Genomic DNA, 20885 nt, shown 5'->3' on the forward strand with positions numbered 1-20885 from the left:
TACTATAAATAAATTTCATCAAAAGTTAAACACATCAACTTTTTATAAGTTATTTCATGACTACCACTTTTTTAATAATATTTCCAATAACCAAAAAAGTAAGCCATTTTCGCTTACTTTACAATCACTTCACTCACATCTTTTAATAAAACAGAATAAGTCCCATCTTCCTGTTTCACTTTTTCTACTTTATCCCCAGATAAATATTCTTCAATTGGCAAACTGATTTCAATATCGTCATCTAAAACAAGTTTACATTTATCCATTGATGGTAAAGATAAACTCTCAATCTGATCTTCTTCACCAATTCCCAAATCTTTCATCATGATTTCACTTTCTTCTTGTGCTTGTCCATCTCTTTCTAAAACCTTTTTCACAATTTCTAAAGGTTTTACAGGCTGATTCGTATCAATTTTTTCCTGTATTTCATGTTTCATTAAAGGTAAAGCTTTTCCATCATTCACATTATAAATATCATCCATTTTTCTAACAACTTTTTTCATCGTTGATATTTTCTGTTTATCAGTAAGTTTTTCTTCACCTTTAATCCATTGTGCATTTAAATAGAAATCAAGTTTTCCATCAATCGTATATTTCTTTTCAATTAAATATAATTTCTTTGTATCAACATTTACAATAATGGCTTCATCAACTGGTGAACCCATTGTTGGTAAGACTTGTTTTTTCGTAATACGAATATTGTTTTCATCAATGACACTCATAGGAATATAACGATAATTCAGCTTTAAAGCACCTACATATCTTTCTCCATTTTTATAACAATCAACAAATAAAACATTACTGTTAGGCATTTCTTCAATCACTGATCCTAACGCAAATAATTTATCTGTCATTTCATGAGCCTGTTTGATAAATTCTTCATTACTTTCCACCATTTTTTCACTTCTTAACATCATTTCATGTAAAGAACCTACTGTCAATTCTTTTAATGATGGAGAATTTAGTGCTTTTTCTACTTTCTTACGATAATAATCAATAGATGTTTCATTCATATCTACAAAATCAGTAGAATGATAAATCTTTCGATGTTCAAAATCTAACATATGCATTAATATTTTATTGATAACTATTGTATTCATTCTTTTCACCCGTCAAGATTATAACATATTTCTTTATCAATGACATTAAATACTTTATAATAATTCTAAGGAGGAAAACGTATGAAGATTATCATTGCCCCAAGTAAAACAATGAAATATAGTGGTATAGATATTGTTGGATCAAAACCACTTTACCCAAAAGAAACAGAATATTTACATAACCTATTAAAACAATATAACGATGAACAATTATGTGAATTCATGAAAATTTCTTATAAACAAGCTACTCAAGTCTATCGATATTTTCATGAACCACAAACTGAACACCCCGCTCTTTTCTTTTATCAGGGAACAGTTTTTAAACAATTAGATTTATCAAGCTATCATTTACATCAAACATATCTTGAAAATCATTTAAGAATACTAGATGCCTATTATGGTGTTTTATTGTATAACACAAGTATTACACCTTATCGTTTAGATATGACCATGAAACCTCAAAATATGAATCTCTATGAATATTGGTATACTCCTTTATATCAACATTTTGAACAAGAAGATTATATTATTTCTTTAGCTTCTAAAGAATTTACCAATATGTTAAGACATCCTCATATTTATTTTATTGATTTTATAATCATTGATCAGGGTAAAATCAAAAGGAATGCTGTGATTATAAAAAAAGCAAGAGGACAAATGTTAAATCAAATGATTTTACAAGAAATTGAAACATTGGATGAATTAAAGACTTTAAATATTGATGGATTTACTTATAATCCTCAATATGATCAAGAAGGTACGCTTGCTTTTGTGAAAGAGAGAACATAAAAATGTTGAAAATTAGACATGAAAAACAAGAAGATTATACAATTGTAGAAAATGTCATTAGACAAGCTTTTTATAATGTTTATATGCCTGGTTGTTATGAACATTATTTAACTCATGTGATGCGTCATCATGAAGATTTCATACCAGAATTAGATTTTGTCATGGAATTAGATGGACAAATTATTGGTAACATTATGTATACTAAAGCCAAACTTGTTGATGAAAACAATCATGAAAAAGATATTTTAACTTTTGGACCAGTTAGCATCTTACCTGCATATCAAAAACAGGGATATGGACATCAACTGATGGAATATTCTTTTCAGCAAGCCACTTTACTTGGCTACGATACGATTGTGATTTTAGGAAATCCTCGTGTCTATCTACCACTTGGTTTCCAATCATCACACAAATATAACATTTGTTTAGAAATGGAAAATTCCCTACTGCCATGCTTGTGAAAACCTTCAATTCACATTTTTATGATGGTAAAAGATGGACTTATCACGAAAGTCCAGTCATGAATATCGACATAGAAGCAGCACTGGCATATGATGATGCTTTAGAAAAACTGGAAAAGAAACATCTTTATAGTCAAGATGAATTTGAAATTCTTTGTCATTCTTTTATTGAAGTAGAAATATAAAAAAGCCATTATGAAATTTTAAAATTTCATTTGGCTTTTTATGTCTTTTTATTGATAAATGCGTACAAGATGACACCATATGTATGTACGTTTTATACATTATATTTATAAATCTTCTATTCTTCTTGATAATTTCTAAAATCAACTAACTCAATATTATTATCTTTTACCCATTGTTTCAACCAATCACTACATAAAAAGTCACATTCCATGGCTCTAATATGTGTAAAAGATGAATGCGTTAAAATATACTGATCTAGATAACCTGGATGAAAAATGGCTACGCTACAAGGATTACTTTTGATTTTTTCTAAATGCTCCTACATATATTCACTAGGATTATATAATCCCTTTTCATCCTCTTTAAAGAAAGGCAAACCATATAATTGATGTTCTTCTTCCCACTTTGGATCAAGATTTGGATTACAAAAGAAAAGATGATGTCTTTTCGCAACATTTTCTAAAGCGATAAAGAAATTTTTTGAAAACACAGCATGTCCTTCAAAATAATCTGGATTTCTTCCTGTAATTTCTTGAAATCTTTTTAATTGCGCTTCTATTTCAATTTCACATTCTTCAACACATATCGTATCTTCTTGACGTGATCTAATTTCTTTACTTGAACAAAATTCTCCATTAGGCTGAACTAATGAAGGAATAAGTGAAGAATCACTCAATGGTTTTCCAACACAAATATTTGTATGTTGCCCTAACGCAATATCATAATCTTTTACCAATTGATAACCGTAAGAAGCACTTGGCATATTGGGCATCATTCCTACACTTGTAATTAAACCATCTTTCACAGCTTTTAAAATCCCTAAACTCACTGCTTCACTAAAACCCAAATCATCTGCACGTAAAATTAATTTCATATATTCCATATTCCTTTCTTCATTTCTTCTTTTTTCTTTTTCATATCCATCTCAATTAAATCAGACATAGTTGTCCATTAAACGTGTAAAGATAAATCTAGGATAGTGTTCCCACTTTGCAATAAAAAAGTACCCAATTCAAGGGCACTTTCTACAAAGTCTGAGCCAAATTCAGAAAATGGATAGTTCCTGAACCGCAGCATTTGTTTTGCACCTGCCACAGTCGAGTTCCCATCGACTTTCAAATAATCACATCTTCATCATATTTGTAAAATGTCGCAAATGAAATAACTATCATCCACAGCAATTATAGCATATTTTTCATCTAGTTATTTATCATTCGTTTATTTCACTAAATAATGATACTGCATACCTTCACGAATATTTTTTGATGATTGTCCTAATTTTTCTAAAATTGTGTATGCAAACTCCAAAGCAGCGGCTGGACCACGTCCAGTAATCACATTTTGATCACAACAAACCAATACGTCCTGATGTATACCTGAAGGAATTTCTTTTTCAAATCCTGGATAACAAGTAAATTTTTTCCAGTCACAACACCAGCTTTTTCTAATGAAATAGGACCAGCACAGATGGCTGCAATCCATTTGTTTTGTTGATTAAATGTTTTCAAAATATTAATCACTCTTTCATCATCACGAAGTGAAGTTGCTCCTGGAAGTCCACCTGGTAATACCACAACATCAGCTTCATAAACACTTTCATCAAATACCTGATCCATTTTCACTTCAATACCATGTGAACTCTTAGCAAACATCGTATCCATTCCTACCATTTGACATGTGATATTCGCACGTCTTAAAACATCAACAACACTTAAAGCCTCTAATTCTTCAAAACCATCTTTAAATAAAACAGCAGCTTGCATATGATCTCCTCCCTTTATTTTTTTATTATTATAACATATTTTTATAAACAAATAATGAACTACACTTTTATAATGAATTATGTTATGATAATAACCATAAAAGAAGGTGAATTTATGATTGACAAAACTCAAATTGTCAAAAAGAATAAAATTATTTTTTATTTGACATATGCCATTTTATTAGCTTTTATTGTTTTTAATTATGAAACAGTCTTTGCGATGTTGAGTGATATCCTTTCTCTAGCAACACCGTTTTATATTGCGATTATTATTGCATTTATTTTAAATATACCAATGCGTAAGATTGAGCATTTTTATGGTAAAAAGATAAAAAGGAAAGGATTAAAACGTGGTTTAAGTATTGCGACTACTTTGATTTTAGCTGTTATCCTCATCATTTTATTTTCATCGTTTATTATTCCTAGACTTGGTGAAAGTATTGCTTTAATTATTACAAATATTTTTAATTATGCGAATCGTCTTGTGACAATGGTTAATGATGCTTTGGCACATTTCAAAATTAATTATGCGATTAATTATGATTCCATTCAAGAAACTTTAACAGGTCTTGATTTAAATCATTTGCTTTCTCAAAGTGGTAATATTTTAGGAAATGCTGGAATAAACTTAATTTTTCAATCTTTTGGTATTTTTAGTGTTTTTATTAATACAATTACTTCCTTTATTATGGCTATTTACTTATTGGCTAATAAGGAAACACATTTAAGACAATTAAAGAAAGTTGTCACTTTCTTATTTGGATATTATCGTTCTTTAGTCATCTTTGATATCGGTGCTGAAGCAAACCATTATTTCAATGGCTTTGTTTCTGGACAATTATTAGAAAGTTGTATTTTAATGTTCTTGATGTATGTAGGCTTTAGATTGACTGGCTTACCTTTCCCAGAATTGATTGCTTTCATTATTGGTATTGCTAGTTTAATTCCAATGTTTGGTGGTTATTTTGGTTTTGCAGTTGGCTTTATTCTTGTTTTAGCTGTTAATTCTGCACAAGCTATTGTCTTTACTATCTGTTTTGTATTTATCCAACAATTTGAAGCCAATCTGATTTATCCTCGTGTCGTAGGTGGTGCTGTTGGTATTTCTGGTTTATATGTTTTACTTTCATTAGTTATTTTTGGAAATCTCTTTGGTTTCTTTGGATTATTGATAGCTGTGCCAAGTATGGCATTGATTTATGCAGTAGGCAGCCGTGTTGTTAATATTTCTTTATATCGTAATCATATTGAAATTACGGATAAAACAATTAAAAAATTTGATAAATAAAAACGGACGCAAAGTCCGTTTTTATTTCATCCAAGATTCTATGATTTTTCTAACTGAACGATTCATTTCCTGACGAAAATCAGAATAAAATTTCCTTTTTGCAAAAGCTTGAATATAATTTTCTATCTGTTCTTCATTTTTTCCAGTATGATTCATAAACATTTGCTTTGTTTCATCCATTGTACGATGATGATAAGTATTCACACTGACAATATCTTCTAAAGCAAATCGTTTTGGCTTTTGACGTTCTTGTTGTTGTGTTGTTGGTTTACCAAAAACAACAAGTGTCGCAGGAATAGCATACTTTGGTAAATCAAAAAGTTTTTGATGAATCTCAAAGTTTTCTAAAATATCCCCAATATAACAAGAACCTATGCCTAGTGACCAAGCAGCTGTCACAGCGTTTTGTGCTGCAATCATGCTGTCTTCCAATGCTAATATCAAATCAGATTCTTCTAGTTTTGGCACATCATCATAATAATGTTCATACATATCATACCATTTTTGGTAATCAGCTAAAAAAGGAGTACCAATGGTGCCTGACTGATAAAAGGTTGATGATCACAAGTGATGGCGAGTTGATCTTTGATTGCCTGATCTTGAATTTCAATAACAGAATAAAGTGCCATATTGCCAGCTGTTGGTGCTTGCATAGCGGCTTTTAATATCATTTCTTTTTCTTCTAAAGTGATTTTATCTTCACGATAAGCACGAACAGATTTTCTTTCAAAAAGTTCTTTAATAACTTGATTCATTTTTTTGACTCCTCCTATGATTTGATTATATCATAATCATGGATTATTTGCATAATTCCATGTATAATAATAAAGAAAGTGAGGGAAGACTAATGAATATAGAAGAAAGATTTTTAAAATATATCAGCTTTGATACACAATCTGATCCACAATCTTCTTCAACACCTTCTTCAATGAAACAACTTGAATTAGGTAAGTATCTTGTTGAAGAAATGAAAAAGATTGGTATTGAAAATGCTCGTTTAGATCAAAGTGGTATTGTCTATGGAACGATTCCAGCCTCTTGTCAGGATGATGGTCCTGTCATTGGCTTTGTCGCTCATATGGATACTTCACCAGATGCTTCAGGTCAAAATGTCAAACCACAAATCATTAGAGATTATCAAGGTGATACGATTGTTTTAAATCAAGATCAAGATTTATATCTTGATCCACATGAGTTTCCTGAATTACTGAATGTCATTCATCATGATTTAATTACAACTGATGGAACAACATTACTTGGAGCTGATGATAAAGCCGGTGTCGCTATTATTATGAGTATGGCTGAATATCTCTATCAACACCCTGAATTCAAACATAATGATATTCAGATTGCTTTTACACCTGATGAAGAAGTCGGTAGAGGAACTGAAAACTTTGATGTCAAAGGTTTCCATGCTGATTATGCCTATACGATTGATGGTGGCAATATTGCTGAAATTGAATATGAAAACTTTAATGCTTTTAGTGCTATTGTGGAAGTCACAGGAAAAAGCATTCATCCTGGCAGTGCGAAAAATGCAATGATTAACTCTATCCACATTGCTCAAGAATTTGATGCGATGTTGCCAGTGCATGCAAGGCCTGAATATACTGAAGGCTATGAAGGATTCAATCACTTGCATGATATTCACGGAAATTGTGAAAAAACAGTGATGGAATATATTATTAGAAATCATGATTTGTCACTAGCAAAAAAACAATGTCAAGATTTTGAAAATATAGCTGCTTTTTTAAATCAAAAATATGGTTATCAAATAGTTAAAGTAACTATCGAACAAAGTTATTTAAATATGCGTGAACATATTGAACAACATATGTATATTGTCGATAATGCCATGTCTGCCATGAAAGCTTGTGGGGTTGAACCTTATGCTGTACCTATTCGTGGTGGAACTGATGGTGCGAATCTTACATATATGGGACTTCCTTGTCCAAATCTTGGTACTGGTGGATATAATTTCCATGGGCCTTTTGAATATGTTTCTCTAACGATGATGAAAAAACAAGTTGAAGTTTTATTAAAAATAATTGAAAGAAATGAGGTTATGTAAATGTACGCAAAAAATGCTTGGAATAAATATGAAAATAATCAATATAAAGATGTCATGGATTTTAATGAAGGATATAAATCATTTTTAACATCAGGAAAAACAGAAAGAGCTTGTGTTAAAGAATCAGTGGAACTTGCAAAAGCTGCTGGTTTTCAAGATATTCAAAGTTTTCAAAGCTTAAAAGCCGGTGATAAATTCTATGTTGTGAATAAAGATAAAAATTTAGCTTTATTTATTATGGGGGAAAAACCTGTGATTGAAGGAATGAGAATTTTAGGTGCTCATATTGATTCTCCTCGTTTAGATTTAAAACAAAATCCTCTTTATGAAAGTGATGGTTTTGCTTTATTAGATACACATTACTATGGTGGTGTCAAAAAATATCAATGGGTAACACTTCCTTTATCATTATATGGTGTTGTGATTAAAAAAGATGGTACACAGGTTGATGTTGTGATTGGTGAAGATGAAAATGATCCTGTTGTAGGTATTACTGATTTATTAATTCATTTATCTGCTGATCAATTACAAAAAACGGCTGCTAAAGTTATTGAAGGTGAAAACTTAGATATCACTTTAGGAAGTATTCCTTTAAAAGATAGTGAAAAAGATGCTGTTAAAGCAAATGTTTTAAAACTTTTAAAAGATAAATATGATATTGAAGAAGAAGATTTCTTAAGTGCTGAAATCGAAGTTGTACCTAGTGGTCCAGCCAGAGATTATGGTTTAGATAGAAGTATGGTAATGGGATATGGACATGATGATCGTGTTTGTGCTTACACTTCATTAAAAGCAATTCTAGATATCCAAGAAATTCCTCAATATACATCTTGTTGTATTTTAGTTGATAAAGAAGAAATTGGTAGTGTAGGAGCAACTGGTGCTCAATCTTTATTCTTTGAAAATACAATTGCTGAAATTTTACATCTTTGTGGTGATGATAAATTCTTATCTGTTAGAAAAGCCCTTGCCAATTCAATGATGTTATCAAGTGATGTCAGTGCTGGTTTTGATCCACTTTATAAAGAAGTGAATGATCCTAAAAATGCGGCTTATCTAGGTAAAGGTATTGTTTTCAATAAGTATACTGGCGCTCGTGGAAAAAGTGGCAGCAATGATGCGAATCCTGAATATTTTGCAAAAATTAGAAATGTAATGGATCAAGCTGGTGTTCATTTCCAGACAGCTGAACTTGGTAAAGTTGATCAAGGTGGCGGAGGTACAATTGCCTACATCTTAGGAAATTATGATATGAATGTCATTGATGCTGGTATTGCGGTATTAAACATGCATGCGCCTTGGGAAATTGTTTCTAAAGTAGATGTTTATGAAGCTTATTTAGCATATCAACAATTCTTAATTCAAATGTAAAAGCTCTTAGGAGCTTTTTTCTTACATAGACAATAGCATCTGTCTTTGATATAATAACCACATTAAGGAGGTCTTTACTTATGAAATGTATGATTATGAATTATAAACCTTATGAATATGAATTATTACAAAATAAACTTGATAAATTAGGTAAAGCTGGTTATATTACAAACGATTTAACTTTACTGACTTTTTTTAAGAAAGTAAAAAAAACAGTTTACTACCATATAGATTTTTATTCGCCTAATGGAAAAAATGCAGAAGAGAAAAAATTGATGAATCTTTATTCATTGAACATTATACAAATAATGGACTAAAAAATATTTATAAGAAACATAATATGTATGTTTTTTCATCCTATAAAAAATATAACAAATCTATTGATTGGAATGTTAAACAAAATATTATACCACACTCTTTTAGACTTTTATCACTCGGTTTATGTTTTATTTCAATTGTTATTATATCTATGTTGATGTATTCTTCTTTACAAGGAAGCTATGATAAATTTATGAGTTATGGTATAACCATTGCGTATATTGGTGTTATTATTTTACTTATTAGTTCAGCTTTTAGAAATTATCTTAATTTTTATGGAATGACTTCCTTTCATTCAAAAATAAAAAAAATGACACCTCACTTCCAAACAAAAAAAACATCTTCACTTAGGAAGATATATTTTTCTATTTTATCAATTTCACTTATATTTATATGTAGTGGATTAATTGAAGATACTTTTAATCCAAAACAATTCACATCACTAGACCATCCATTCATCACTTTACAAGATTTAGGTATTAATCAAAAAAGTGAATTATCAACACAAAAATACTCAGGTTTTGTGGTTCCTCATTCATATATTTCCTTAGAGGAAACAGAGAATGATGCTCTTTATATCAAAGAATATCAACTTTCATCTCACCAAAATGCCATTAATCTTTTTAATGAATTCAAAATAACACCGTCTAAATACGGAGCAAATAAAATAGATGAAAATAATAATATGATTTTGGGATATTATAATCAGGATATTGTCTCTATAGTTATCTTAAAAAACAAATCTGTTATTATGATTATTCCTTCATTTACTCTTAATTCTGAAAATATAACTAAAATTGTTGATTTCTATAAATAATATATAGCCTAACATTTTTTATTCTATACATAAAATTAAAGGTTTCAAATTCTCATCATTTCATGAAAATTTGAAACCTTTATATTTATCAAACTATTTTATTCTTGGATGATGACATGCCACAAAATGTCCTTTTTGAACTTCTTTTAATTCTGGCTTATTATTATGGCACTCTTCTGTAGCATAACGACATCTACCAGCAAATGGACATCCTTGTGGAAGGTTAATTGGAGAAGGAACATCACCTTCCAAAATAATACGTTTTTTTCTTTTTCCAATTTTGGATCAGGAATAGGAACAGCTGATAACAAAGCTTCTGAATATGGATGCAACGCTTGATGATAAACTTCATCACTATCCCCTAATTCAACTAAATGCCCTAAATACATAACAGCTATTCTATCTGAAATATATCTTACAATGTCTAAATCATGAGCTATAAATAAATATGTTAATCCTAATTTTTTCTGTAAATCAATTAATAGATTTATGATTTGTGATTGAATGGAAACATCCAATGCTGAAATTGGTTCATCACAAACCAAAAATTCTGGATTAATTGCTAATGCACGTGCTATTCCAATACGTTGTCTTTGTCCTCCTGAAAATTCATGAGGAAAACGATTAGCATGTTCTTTATTCAAACCTACTAACTCTAATAACTCATGTACTTTTTTTGTTCTCTCTTCAGAAGTATACATGTTATGAACTTCCATACCTTCAGCAATAATACTACCAACAGTCATACGTGGATTTAATGAAGCATATGGATCCTGAAATATCATTTGAGCTTTTTTAGCATAATGATAACGATCTTTAGCATTCTTAATATTCAATTCTTTACCATCATAAATAATTTTTCCAGTTGTTGGTTGATATACCCCCATAACAACACGACCCAAAGTAGATTTCCCACATCCTGATTCACCAACTAGACCAACAGTTTCACCTTTATGAATCGTTAAATTAATATGATTAACAGCCTTTAAAATTCCACCACTAACTTTAAAACTTTTGGATAAATCATGAAGTTCGACTAATGTTTCTCTATCTGCCATTATTCTTTATCCTCCTTTAAATGAGATGGGCAATCTTTATGCAATAGCCAACAAGATGAAGCATGTCCGTTTCCTAAATCAAAAATAGGTGGCTGCTTAGCTTTACAAATTTTCATACATTTTTCACATCGAGAAGCAAATGCACAACCGACTGGTGGTTTAATCAAGTCAGGCGGCGTTCCTGGAATAGAAGATAATTTATCATCTTTATTTGTATCATGTTTAGGCAAACTATTTAATAAGGCTTTTGTGTATGGGTGTGATGGTTTTTCAAAAATATCGTCTGCACTTCCAGTTTCAACAACTTTTCCAGCATACATAACTGAAATTCTATCAGCTAAAGAAGCAACGACTCCTAAATCATGAGTAATAAGAATGATTGCCGTACCCATTTCCTTACGAATATCAGCTAATAAGTCAATAATTTGAGCTTGAATTGTAACATCCAAAGCTGTCGTAGGTTCATCGGCAATCAATAATTTTGGATTACAAGACAAAGCCATTGCAATCATTGCACGCTGACGCATTCCTCCAGAAAACTCATGAGGATATTGTTTTGCACGTTCTTCTGCATTTGGAATTTGTACTTTCTTCAACATTTCTATAGCTTTTTGTTGGGCTGATTTTCTATCTAATTTTTGATGATGTTTAATAGCCTCAACGATTTGTTTACCAACTGGCATCGTAGGATTTAAACAAGTCATTGGATCTTGAAATATCATACTAACTTCTTTTCCACGAATTTTTTGCATATCTTCTTCAGATGTATGAATAATATCAATACCATCTAATGTTAATTCACCAGATTTAATACGAGCTGGTGGCATAGGATTTAATTTCATTATAGTCTGTGCAGTGACTGATTTTCCACATCCTGATTCACCAACAACAGCAAGGACTTCTCCTTCATCTACATGATATGTAACGCCTCTTACTGCTTGTACTTCACCTGCATAAGTATCAAACGAAACGTATAAATCTTTTATATCTAAAACTCTTGCCATCTCGCTTACCTCCTTAATCTTGGATCAAAAGCATCTCTTAATTTATCACCAAGTAAGTTAAAGCTTAACATAGTGATACTAATAAAAAATGCAGGTATCAATAATTGATATGGATAATATCTAAAGTTTGTAATACCATCTTGGGCCAGTGTACCCCACGAAGCTAGTGGAACACGTACCCCCAAACCAATAAATGATAAGAACGCTTCATTAAAAATTGCACTTGGTATTGCTAAAGTTAAATTAACAATAATAATCGATAAAATATTAGGAACTAAATGCTTAGCAATAATACGTGATGAAGAAACTCCCATTGTTTTTGCAGCAATAATAAATTCCTGTTCTTTTAATTGGATGACTTGCCCTCTCACTAATCGAGCCATTCCAACCCAACCTACAGCAACTAGAGCAATGATAATAGTCATAACTCCACGTTCCATAACAAGCATCAATAATAACACAACTAATAAATATGGGATACCATTAACTATTTCCACAATTCTCATCATCACATCATCAATTTTTCCACCAAAATATCCTGAGATACCTCCATAGATAACTCCAATGATTCCATTAACAAGAACTGAAACAAATGCAATAGTCAATGAAATTCTTGCACCTTCCCATATACGAACAAATAAATCTCTTCCCAACGAATCTGTTCCAAAAATATGGAAACACGTTCCATCACTATAAAACATTCCAGCATTTAAATGCTGTTTATGCATAACATTACCTGAAATTGGATAAACAAACGGAATAATAATTGCTAATAAAGTAATTACTAATAAAACACCAATAAAAAATACCGCAATTTTATCTCTTTTCAAACGATTAAAAGCATCATTCCAATAACTAATACTTGGTCTTCCAATTTCCATCATTTTTTCTGTATCTTGACCAACCCACTCAAATTCTGCTGCATCAATATGAGAATCTGGTGTTAGGACATTTTCTTTATTTTCTTTATTTAACATCTCTTCCATATTTCTACTCCTTTGAATCAGCTAATTTAACACGAGGGTCAACAACACCATACAAAATATCAATAACTAAAACCGATAAAATGAGGAACATACCATAGAAAATAGTCGTACCTGCAATCATAGTATAATCATTTTCTTTAATGGAAACAACAAAATATCTTCCCATTCCCGGTATAGAAAAGACTTGTTCAACGACAAATCCACCAGTTAAAATACTAGCTGCAATTGGTCCTAAAACTGTTAAAACAGGCATGCACGCATTTCTTAAAGCATGACGCCAAATAATCATTCCTTGGGACAATCCTTTTGCTTTGGCTGTCTTAATATAATCTGAATTTAATACATCTAGCATACTTGTACGCATTAGTCGAGAAATTTGGGCTAGTGGGCCTAAACTCAACGCAATAGCTGGTAATACTTTAGACAACTCAGTATTCCATCCTGTAATTGGAAATATATTTGTACCTACTGCTATATTCAATTGTAATGCTAAATAATATTGTAATAATGCTGCCACAATAAAACTAGGTACAGAAACACCAAATACAGCAACAAGCATAGCAATTGTATCTGCTTTTTTACCACGTTTGAGTGCAGCTAAAGATCCTAAACCAATACCACCAAAAACAGCAATAATGAGAGCTCTCATTCCTAATTCAAATGAATATGGAAAAGAATCACCAATAATTTCTATAACTTCTCTACCATATTTTATTGACTGCCCAAAATCACCTTGAAAAGCATTTGTAATATAAATGAACAATTGTTGAATAAGTGGTTTATCCAACCCATATTGCGCCTCTAATGCAGCCTTGGCAGTATCTGATATTGCCTTATCTCCAATAAATGGATCTCCTGGTATAGCATGCATCATAAAAAATGTAATAGCAATCAATACAATAATCGTAAGAAGAGCATAAATCAAACGTTTTAAAATATATTTCGCTGTACTCTTAGACATTTTTCATACTCACTTCCTCACTATTTTTATACATTATAACATAATAACATGGGACTAATTTAGCCCCATGTATTATAGTCCTTCAAAATTTTTATTTTTTATTTAACATCAGCAAATCTTAAATCAATTTGTTTGTAAGCTGTTCTTTGAATTCCAACTAATCTATCACTACAAATATAAGAAGTAGCTCTATGGAATACAGGACCAACTGGACATTCTTCAGCAAATAATTCTTCTGCTTGTTTTAAATATTCAGTACGTTTTGTTGTATCTGTTTCAGAATCAGCTTTTTCTAACAACGCATCATATTCTTTATTACTATATTTTCCGTTGTTATTTCCATTGTCAGATTGAACAATTTCAAGATAACTCTTTGGATCGTTATAATCTGGAGACCATCCAGCAAATACGATATCAAAATCTTGAGTGTTCATTCTTTCAATTCTTGTCTTGAAAGTAACTTGGTCAACTTTAACAGTGATTCCTAAATTCTTTTGCCATTCTTCTTGGAAGTAAGCATACATTCTTTGTGCATCGTCACCTTCATCACCAAGTAATGTTAATGTGAAGTCTTCTAATTTCATTCCTTCTTCAGCTAAACCTTCTTCTAATAATTTCTTAGCTTCAGTATAATCTGTAGAACGTGGATATAAATTACCTAATGATTCAGTAAATTCACCTTTCGAAACCGCTTCAGTTGTAAATGCAGTAGCTACTTTTGATGCATCTTTACGAATATTTTCAATATATCCTTCTGCATCAACACCTAATGTTAAAGCTCTTCTCACTTTTGCATTGTCATATGGTTTTTGAGTTGTATTAAATAAGAAATACCAAGATCCTCCATCAACATAAGTTTGAACATCTTTACCTTGATCTTTTAAGTTAGATGCTTGTTCACCAGTTAAACCAATCATATCAATACTTCCGTTTTCGAATTCATTTAGCGCTGTATTTGTATCACTAATCATTCTGAAAGTAATTTGATCAATTTTGATTTCATCTTTATTCCAATAATTTTCATTTTTCTCTAAAACAATTGAATCTTCATGATTCCATTCTTTAAATTTATATGGACCATTTCCTAAGAATTTATCCATATCTGTTCCGTATTTTGTAACTCCACCAGCTTTTTCATAAGCATCTTTGTTTAATGGGGCAAAACTATAGAAAGACATTAAACTTACAAAATATGCATATGGTTTTGTTAATTGAACAGTAAATGTTCCAGCTTCATCGTCAGCTTTATAACCTTTTTTAGCTAAAGCAGCTTCTCTCTCTGCATCATTTTTAGCATCATAAATATCTTGTGCTCCAACAATCAATGGTGCCCAAGTAGTTGCATATCCAGCACCGTTTTCTACATTGAACAATTGATCCCAAGCATATTCAAAATCACTTGCTTTCACTTGAGTTCCATCTTGCCATTTAGCTTCTGGATTTAAATTAAAAGTAATTGTCAATCCATCTTCAGAAATTCCTCCGTTTTCTTTTGTAGGAACTTCTTTAGCCACACCTGGAATTGGCTCATCATTTCCATCTAAAGTTATTAATGTTTCCATTGTGTGTCTTAATACATTTCCTGAAGTACTATCAGTAGTCATAAATGATAACATTTCAGGTGGTTCAGTTCCTAAGTTTACTGTAACAGCCTTAGTTCCTGATCCAGATTCAGAGTTACCTCCGCCACCACAACCAACTAGCATAGCTAAGCATACTAAAGAAGTGGCAAATTTTGCAAACCAGTTTCTTTTCATTATTAAATTTCCCTCCTCCAAAATAACCAATCACGTCAGTTATTTTCTACTAGTTTATCACAACTTTTTTAATATGGGAATATTTTTTTGATGTTTTTTTACGATTTTACGATAATTCTATCATAATTGCTTTATGTTTGTCTTTTGACTAAAAAATATTATCGTTTTTTTATAGATGCATACAATTTTCACATTGTATACACAATCAAACAATTAAGAATTAAGGTCACTTTGTTGGATATGCACATCAATTTGCCTTGCTGGGACCTTCACATTTTGTTGCTTATATATCTCTCTTATTGCAATCAATAAATCATCATTGACTTCATAAAAATGTTCATTATCAGCCCATACCCAAATTTGCAAGACAACACTTTGCTCTTTATATTCACTAATCTTAATACAAGGAGCAGGTTCTTGAAGAGCATAAGGATGTTTTTCAATAACTTCCATTAATGCTTTTTTAAATTGGGCAATATCATTATCTGGATGCAAGTCTAAAGTAATCGTCACACGGCGCACTTCTTCATGTGAATAGTTCACAAAACTTGATGAAACCAAATCATTATTTGGAATTACAACCATTTTATTATCAAACGTCATAACGATTGTATATAATAATTGAATTTCCTGAACTGTTCCCACATAACCATCAATTTCAATAATATCTCCTTTTACAAAGGGTTTAGAAAATAATATCGTAATCCCTGAAGCAATGCCTTTTAAAGAATCTTGTAATCCTAAAGCAATGGCTGCTCCGGCTGTTGTTAAAACAGCAACTAAAGATGTTGTTGGCACACCTAATTGAGCAATCACTGTAATCACAACAATAATTTTTGATCCAATATTTAATATAGAAATAACAAAATTCTCTATAATCGCATCAATTTGGCTTTTTTCCATCATTTTAGATAAAATATGTAAAATTATTTTAACTGCATACCACCCAATCACAAAAATAATGGCAGCTTCTAAAATTTTCATACCGACATCTGCATATTTATTAATCAATTGATCTATCATGATTTTTACCTCTTTTCTTTTTTCGTTATTTTATCACATTCCCTATTGAAAGCAATCTTTTTGTTTTATTATTCAATACAGTTATATTTTTAATGAATTTATCGCAACTATTCATAAAAATCTTGCAATATTTTTTTATTGATATAAAATGATATTATTAAAAGGAGGGAAATTCATGAAAGTCGCAATTATGACTGATAGTAACAGTGGAATTACACAAAGTGAAGCAAAAGAATTAGGTATTTTTGTTTTACCAATGCCTTTTACGATTGATGGCAAAGAATATAAAGAAGATATTAATCTCACGCAAGATGAGTTTTATGATAAATTAATGAATGGAGCTGAAGTTTTTACTTCTCAACCTGCAGCAGGAGAAGTGACTGGTTTTTTTGATCGTATTTTAGAAGACTATGATCAAATTGTTCACATTCCTATGTCTAGTGGTTTAAGTGGCTCATGTCAAACAGCTATGATGTTAGCTGATGATGAAGATTATAAAGGAAAGGTTTTTGTTGTTGATTCACAACGTATTTCAGTCACTCAAAAATGGGATGTACTAGATGCCATAGAAATGGCAAAACAAGGTAAAGATGCCAAAGAAATTCATGATATTTTAATGCAAAATAAATTAAATGCATCTATTTATATTACAGTTAATACTTTAGAATACCTTAAAAAAGGTGGCCGTATTACACCAGCTGCCGCAGCACTAGGAGGTTTATTAAAAATCAAACCTATTTTAACAATTCAAGGAGAAAAACTTGATTCTTTCCAAAAAACTCGTACAATGCAAAAAGCCGCAAAAATTATGATTGATGCGCTTCGTCAAGATATTCAAGAACATATTGACCCTGTCAATGAAGACATGTCTGATGCGCATATCATGATTGCTTATACATATGATAAAGACCAGGCTTTGGAATTTAAAAAAGAGGTTGAAGAAGCTTTTCCAAATCACGAAGTCATCTGTGATCCTCTTTCATTGAGTGTAGCCTGTCATATTGGTCCGCATTCTCTTGCTATTGCTACATGTAAAAAGATTTAATCGCTACTCATAAGAGTAGCTTTTTTGTTAAATTCTTGCATTTCCCTTTGTTTTCAGTTATGATACAGTATGTCAATATGATAAATAATGAGTTTTCAACAATTTTAATTATCAATCTTAAATAAAAAATCATGTGCTTTAGTGAAAAAATATATTAAAAATGGTATAATATATATAATTTAGATGCTTTTTATTTGAATTGTTGAAAAACAAATATAATATAATGAAAGAAAGGTGAGAGTGAATGGCAGATATGCCTCAAAAACGTTCTTTTCAAAAAAGAACACCCTATAATAATAGAAATAGACAAATAAAAAATGAAACATTATCATCTGATACAAAAGTTTTTGCATTAGGTGGTTTAAATGAAGTTGGAAAAAATATGTATTGTATTGAACATAACAATGAATTAGTCATTATTGATGCTGGTGTGAAATTCGCTGAAGATGGATTACCAGGTATTGATTATGTAATTCCAGACTATACATATTTAAAACGTAATCAAAAGAAAATTAAAGCCTTATTGATTACCCATGGACATGAAGATCATATTGGAGGAATTCCATTCCTTTTACAGGTTGTACATATTCCTTTTATTTATGCTTCCCCACTTGCTTGTGCAATGATTCGTCGAAAACTTGAGGAAAAACGTTTAACACAAGCAACAAAATTAATACAAATTAATAATTTATCACAAGTGAAAACAAAATATTTTAATATTGGTTTCTTTAAAACCAATCATTCCATCCCTGAATCTTTGGGAATTGTTGTGAATACGCCTAATGGACGTATTGTTTCAACAGGTGACTTTAAATTTGATTTAACACCTGTTGGTGATCCTGCTGATTTTCAAGTTATGTCCTTTTTAGGAGAAACAGGTGTCACCTTATTATTGAGTGATTCTACCAATGCTGAAGTTCCTAATTTTTCAATTAGTGAAAAACAAGTTGCTTACAGTGTTCAAGAGGAATTTAGAAAAACAGAGGGACGTTTAATTGTTGCCACTTTTGCTTCTAACGTTCATCGTGTCCAGCAGATTATTGATGCTGCTGTCAAATTTAATCGTAAAATTTTGGTTTTTGGACGTTCAATGGAAAACAATATTCAAGTTTCACGAAAACTTGGTTATATTAAATGCCCAGATCGTTTCTTTATTAAAAACGATGAAGCAAAACACTTACCTGATAATGAAATCTTAATCTTATGTACAGGTAGTCAAGGTGAAGCTTTAGCAGCATTAAGTCGTATTGCTAATGGAACACATCGTCAAATTTCTATAAAACCTGGTGATACTGTTGTCTTTTCATCGAATCCTATTCCAGGTAATGCCAACAGTGTCAGCAAAGTTATTAATAAACTTTATCGTGCCGGAGCTAGAGTTTTAACAAACGAAGCCATTAACAATTTGCATACTTCTGGACATGCTTCACAGGAAGAACAAAAATTGATGTTGTTATTGACACGTCCAAAATATTTCTTCCCAGTTCATGGTGAATATCGTATGTTGAAGATTCATGCTAAATTATTCGAAGAAGTTGGACTTACAAAAGGCAATGCTTTTGTGTTATCTAATGGAGATTCTATTCTTTTGCATAACGAAGAAGCGCGTTTAGGACCACGTATTCATGTGGATGATATCTATGTTGATGGCAATGACATTACTGGTTTATCAACTGCTGTATTAAGAGATCGACAGATTTTAAGTGAAGATGGTATGGTTTCTGTATTAATTTCTATGGATTCCCGTGCAGGTTGCTTACTCAATAAGCCAATTATTATGTCACGTGGTTTTGTTTATATGCAAGATAGTAAAGAAATGATTCGTGAAGCAGAATTGCTAGTCAGTCGAGAACTTTCTCAATTATTAAGAAGAAAAACAACTTTTGGTGAAATCAAAAATACAATCAGGGATACTTTGGCTCCTTATTTCTATCAAAAAACCAAGAGAAATCCAATGATTATTCCTGTTATTATGAATAAAAAAGTATGAAAAAGTTTATAAGACGATTAATTTTACTATTAATCGTCTTTGGTTTATGTTTTCTTGGATATTACATATATGCTGTATCACCAAAAGCCTATGAATTTCACGAACAAAAATACATCAACTCTCATATTTCATCTCAATTAAATGGTTTTAAGATTGCCTTTATCTCTGATGTCAATTTAACAGATCAAGAAAGTTTAACACGTTTTCAATCAATCGTTAATGAATTAAATAACTATCCTTTTGATATGGTTATCTTTGGTGGTGATTTATATGATGAGCAAGTTTTTAAAGGTGATGAGGTATCTAAAATTTTAAAAAGTATTCAATGTCAATATGGTAAATTGGCTATCCTAGGAGAGCGTGACGAAAATTCTTCTTTAGAAGTCACTCAAATTCTTAATAATGGTGGTTTTGAAGTTTTAAGTAATGAAACAAGATCTCTTTATTATAAAGACACATCATTAACATTGGTGGCTTATGATGATGAATACGATTTTTCAAAATTAAAGACTTCACAAGATAAATTTATACTTGGTATCTCACATGAACCTGATACTTTTACACAAGCAAAAGACTATGTTCATTTACAATTATCTGGACATAGTTATGGAGGATCTGTTTATGTTCCTTATTTTGGATCATTATTTCCAATTGATGGAGCAAAGACATATAATCATGGAACTTATGAAGAAAAGAATGCAACTCTTATTGTTTCAAATGGAATCAGTGGTCCAGCTTCTTTCCCATTCAAAGTTCTATGCCCTAATCAAATACAACTCATTGCATTGAATACCAAAAGTAATGATACAACTCAAAATGAATAAAAAAATATGATAAAACAAAAAATTTCAAAGATAAAATATATAAGAATATTGATTTTTTTGCATAATTTATTGTA

At 30.8% G+C, this 20885-nt stretch carries 22 protein-coding genes and 1 pseudogene; 11 read left to right on the forward strand and 12 right to left on the reverse strand.

Annotated elements, in window-relative coordinates; genetic code table 11:
* Positions 1 to 113: 113 nt before the first annotated feature.
* Positions 114 to 1100 (reverse strand): nucleoid-associated protein, encoded by a 987-nt coding sequence (locus NMU03_RS04110; protein ID WP_290141420.1) that lies wholly within the window; start codon positions 1098 to 1100, stop codon positions 114 to 116.
* A gap of 81 nt (positions 1101 to 1181) precedes the next feature.
* On the opposite strand from NMU03_RS04110, the gene NMU03_RS04115 reads away from it, so the two are divergent.
* The 3 genes from NMU03_RS04115 to NMU03_RS04125 are packed head-to-tail and all read left to right on the forward strand — an operon-like array spanning position 1182 to position 2535.
* Positions 1182 to 1889, forward strand: coding sequence for a YaaA family protein (locus NMU03_RS04115; RefSeq protein WP_290141421.1), 708 nt, complete (start codon positions 1182 to 1184; stop codon positions 1887 to 1889).
* 2 nt (positions 1890 to 1891) lie between these two features.
* A complete protein-coding gene (locus NMU03_RS04120; protein ID WP_290141422.1) occupies positions 1892 to 2350 on the forward strand; it encodes a GNAT family N-acetyltransferase in 459 nt (152 codons plus the stop codon).
* On the forward strand, positions 2341 to 2535 hold the full coding sequence (locus NMU03_RS04125) for a hypothetical protein (protein WP_290141423.1): 195 nt from the start codon (positions 2341 to 2343) through the stop codon (positions 2533 to 2535). The genes NMU03_RS04120 and NMU03_RS04125 overlap by 10 nt, the downstream gene beginning before the upstream one ends.
* Before the next feature lie 320 nt (positions 2536 to 2855).
* Here NMU03_RS04125 and NMU03_RS04130 read toward each other — a convergent pair whose 3' ends face one another.
* Both NMU03_RS04130 and NMU03_RS04135 read right to left on the reverse strand, forming a co-directional pair.
* Positions 2856 to 3419, reverse strand: a complete 564-nt coding sequence (locus NMU03_RS04130) for a ChbG/HpnK family deacetylase (protein WP_290141424.1) — start codon at positions 3417 to 3419, stop codon at positions 2856 to 2858.
* 451 nt (positions 3420 to 3870) lie between these two features.
* Positions 3871 to 4299, reverse strand: a complete 429-nt coding sequence (locus NMU03_RS04135; RefSeq protein WP_290141425.1) for a DJ-1/PfpI family protein — start codon at positions 4297 to 4299, stop codon at positions 3871 to 3873.
* A gap of 114 nt (positions 4300 to 4413) precedes the next feature.
* Between NMU03_RS04135 and NMU03_RS04140 the strand changes: the two genes are divergently transcribed.
* The gene (locus tag NMU03_RS04140) at positions 4414 to 5586 is read left to right on the forward strand and encodes an AI-2E family transporter (protein ID WP_290141426.1); all 1173 of its coding nucleotides are present in this window, start codon (positions 4414 to 4416) and stop codon (positions 5584 to 5586) included.
* Between the two features lie 21 nt (positions 5587 to 5607).
* Here NMU03_RS04140 and NMU03_RS04145 read toward each other — a convergent pair whose 3' ends face one another.
* Entirely contained in the window at positions 5608 to 6078 is a 471-nt protein-coding gene (locus NMU03_RS04145; protein WP_290141427.1) for a nitroreductase family protein, read from the reverse strand.
* A gap of 23 nt (positions 6079 to 6101) precedes the next feature.
* Positions 6102 to 6341, reverse strand: coding sequence for a nitroreductase family protein (locus NMU03_RS04150; protein WP_290141428.1), 240 nt, complete (start codon positions 6339 to 6341; stop codon positions 6102 to 6104).
* 92 nt (positions 6342 to 6433) lie between these two features.
* On the opposite strand from NMU03_RS04150, the gene pepT reads away from it, so the two are divergent.
* From pepT to NMU03_RS04170, 4 genes are all read left to right on the forward strand, one after another.
* Positions 6434 to 7657, forward strand: a complete 1224-nt coding sequence (gene pepT / locus NMU03_RS04155; protein WP_290141429.1) for a peptidase T — start codon at positions 6434 to 6436, stop codon at positions 7655 to 7657.
* Positions 7658 to 9028, forward strand: a complete 1371-nt coding sequence (locus NMU03_RS04160) for an aminopeptidase (protein WP_290141430.1) — start codon at positions 7658 to 7660, stop codon at positions 9026 to 9028.
* An 80-nt stretch (positions 9029 to 9108) separates the two neighbouring features.
* On the forward strand, positions 9109 to 9345 hold the full coding sequence (locus tag NMU03_RS04165; protein ID WP_290141431.1) for a hypothetical protein: 237 nt from the start codon (positions 9109 to 9111) through the stop codon (positions 9343 to 9345).
* A gap of 194 nt (positions 9346 to 9539) precedes the next feature.
* Positions 9540 to 10163 (forward strand): hypothetical protein, encoded by a 624-nt coding sequence (locus NMU03_RS04170; protein WP_290141432.1) that lies wholly within the window; start codon positions 9540 to 9542, stop codon positions 10161 to 10163.
* 93 nt (positions 10164 to 10256) lie between these two features.
* Here NMU03_RS04170 and NMU03_RS17985 read toward each other — a convergent pair whose 3' ends face one another.
* From NMU03_RS17985 to NMU03_RS04205, 7 genes and pseudogenes are all read right to left on the reverse strand, one after another.
* Positions 10257 to 10415: an oligopeptide/dipeptide ABC transporter ATP-binding protein gene (locus NMU03_RS17985; RefSeq protein ID WP_290141433.1), complete on the reverse strand. Its 159-nt coding sequence runs from the start codon at positions 10413 to 10415 to the stop codon at positions 10257 to 10259.
* A gap of 65 nt (positions 10416 to 10480) precedes the next feature.
* Positions 10481 to 11221, reverse strand: a pseudogene (locus tag NMU03_RS17560) (ABC transporter ATP-binding protein); the annotation flags it as partial.
* Positions 11221 to 12225, reverse strand: coding sequence for an ABC transporter ATP-binding protein (locus NMU03_RS04185; protein WP_290141434.1), 1005 nt, complete (start codon positions 12223 to 12225; stop codon positions 11221 to 11223). The pseudogene NMU03_RS17560 and the gene NMU03_RS04185, both read right to left, overlap by 1 nt.
* Before the next feature lie 5 nt (positions 12226 to 12230).
* Entirely contained in the window at positions 12231 to 13211 is a 981-nt protein-coding gene (locus tag NMU03_RS04190; protein ID WP_290141435.1) for an ABC transporter permease, read from the reverse strand.
* A gap of 4 nt (positions 13212 to 13215) precedes the next feature.
* Positions 13216 to 14172 (reverse strand): ABC transporter permease, encoded by a 957-nt coding sequence (locus NMU03_RS04195; protein ID WP_290141436.1) that lies wholly within the window; start codon positions 14170 to 14172, stop codon positions 13216 to 13218.
* Between the two features lie 98 nt (positions 14173 to 14270).
* Positions 14271 to 15929 (reverse strand): peptide ABC transporter substrate-binding protein, encoded by a 1659-nt coding sequence (locus tag NMU03_RS04200; RefSeq protein WP_290141437.1) that lies wholly within the window; start codon positions 15927 to 15929, stop codon positions 14271 to 14273.
* A 213-nt stretch (positions 15930 to 16142) separates the two neighbouring features.
* Positions 16143 to 16952, reverse strand: coding sequence for a mechanosensitive ion channel family protein (locus NMU03_RS04205; protein WP_290141438.1), 810 nt, complete (start codon positions 16950 to 16952; stop codon positions 16143 to 16145).
* Between the two features lie 175 nt (positions 16953 to 17127).
* On the opposite strand from NMU03_RS04205, the gene NMU03_RS04210 reads away from it, so the two are divergent.
* From NMU03_RS04210 to NMU03_RS04220, 3 genes are all read left to right on the forward strand, one after another.
* Positions 17128 to 17997 (forward strand): DegV family protein, encoded by an 870-nt coding sequence (locus NMU03_RS04210; RefSeq protein ID WP_290141439.1) that lies wholly within the window; start codon positions 17128 to 17130, stop codon positions 17995 to 17997.
* A 244-nt stretch (positions 17998 to 18241) separates the two neighbouring features.
* Positions 18242 to 19987 carry a ribonuclease J1 gene (rnjA, locus tag NMU03_RS04215; protein ID WP_290141440.1) on the forward strand — a complete coding sequence of 582 codons (1746 nt, stop codon included), beginning with the start codon at positions 18242 to 18244 and terminating at the stop codon, positions 19985 to 19987.
* On the forward strand, positions 19984 to 20811 hold the full coding sequence (locus NMU03_RS04220; RefSeq protein WP_290141441.1) for a metallophosphoesterase: 828 nt from the start codon (positions 19984 to 19986) through the stop codon (positions 20809 to 20811). The genes rnjA and NMU03_RS04220 overlap by 4 nt, the downstream gene beginning before the upstream one ends.
* Positions 20812 to 20885 lie beyond the last annotated feature (74 nt).

The organism is Allocoprobacillus halotolerans (assembly GCF_024399475.1).
Taxonomy (GTDB): domain Bacteria; phylum Bacillota_I; class Bacilli_A; order Erysipelotrichales; family Coprobacillaceae; genus Allocoprobacillus; species Allocoprobacillus halotolerans.

Excerpts from the sequence above, each read along its gene's own strand:
- NMU03_RS04125 (WP_290141423.1), top strand. The coding sequence starts at position 2,341 with ATGCTTGTGAAAACCTTCAATTCACATTTTTATGATGGTAAAAGATGG.
- NMU03_RS04205 (WP_290141438.1), bottom strand. The coding sequence starts at position 16,952 with ATGATAGATCAATTGATTAATAAATATGCAGATGTCGGTATGAAAATT.
- NMU03_RS04140 (WP_290141426.1), top strand. The coding sequence starts at position 4,414 with ATGATTGACAAAACTCAAATTGTCAAAAAGAATAAAATTATTTTTTAT.
- NMU03_RS04115 (WP_290141421.1), top strand. The coding sequence starts at position 1,182 with ATGAAGATTATCATTGCCCCAAGTAAAACAATGAAATATAGTGGTATA.
- NMU03_RS04110 (WP_290141420.1), bottom strand. The coding sequence starts at position 1,100 with ATGAATACAATAGTTATCAATAAAATATTAATGCATATGTTAGATTTT.
- NMU03_RS04210 (WP_290141439.1), top strand. The coding sequence starts at position 17,128 with ATGAAAGTCGCAATTATGACTGATAGTAACAGTGGAATTACACAAAGT.
- NMU03_RS04120 (WP_290141422.1), top strand. The coding sequence starts at position 1,892 with ATGTTGAAAATTAGACATGAAAAACAAGAAGATTATACAATTGTAGAA.
- NMU03_RS04190 (WP_290141435.1), bottom strand. The coding sequence starts at position 13,211 with ATGGAAGAGATGTTAAATAAAGAAAATAAAGAAAATGTCCTAACACCA.
- NMU03_RS04185 (WP_290141434.1), bottom strand. The coding sequence starts at position 12,225 with ATGGCAAGAGTTTTAGATATAAAAGATTTATACGTTTCGTTTGATACT.
- rnjA (WP_290141440.1), top strand. The coding sequence starts at position 18,242 with ATGGCAGATATGCCTCAAAAACGTTCTTTTCAAAAAAGAACACCCTAT.
- pepT (WP_290141429.1), top strand. The coding sequence starts at position 6,434 with ATGAATATAGAAGAAAGATTTTTAAAATATATCAGCTTTGATACACAA.
- NMU03_RS04135 (WP_290141425.1), bottom strand. The coding sequence starts at position 4,299 with ATGCAAGCTGCTGTTTTATTTAAAGATGGTTTTGAAGAATTAGAGGCT.
- NMU03_RS04195 (WP_290141436.1), bottom strand. The coding sequence starts at position 14,172 with ATGTCTAAGAGTACAGCGAAATATATTTTAAAACGTTTGATTTATGCT.
- NMU03_RS04130 (WP_290141424.1), bottom strand. The coding sequence starts at position 3,419 with ATGGAATATATGAAATTAATTTTACGTGCAGATGATTTGGGTTTTAGT.
- NMU03_RS04170 (WP_290141432.1), top strand. The coding sequence starts at position 9,540 with ATGAGTTATGGTATAACCATTGCGTATATTGGTGTTATTATTTTACTT.
- NMU03_RS04145 (WP_290141427.1), bottom strand. The coding sequence starts at position 6,078 with ATGTATGAACATTATTATGATGATGTGCCAAAACTAGAAGAATCTGAT.
- NMU03_RS04150 (WP_290141428.1), bottom strand. The coding sequence starts at position 6,341 with ATGAATCAAGTTATTAAAGAACTTTTTGAAAGAAAATCTGTTCGTGCT.
- NMU03_RS04200 (WP_290141437.1), bottom strand. The coding sequence starts at position 15,929 with ATGAAAAGAAACTGGTTTGCAAAATTTGCCACTTCTTTAGTATGCTTA.
- NMU03_RS04160 (WP_290141430.1), top strand. The coding sequence starts at position 7,658 with ATGTACGCAAAAAATGCTTGGAATAAATATGAAAATAATCAATATAAA.
- NMU03_RS04165 (WP_290141431.1), top strand. The coding sequence starts at position 9,109 with ATGAAATGTATGATTATGAATTATAAACCTTATGAATATGAATTATTA.
- NMU03_RS04220 (WP_290141441.1), top strand. The coding sequence starts at position 19,984 with ATGAAAAAGTTTATAAGACGATTAATTTTACTATTAATCGTCTTTGGT.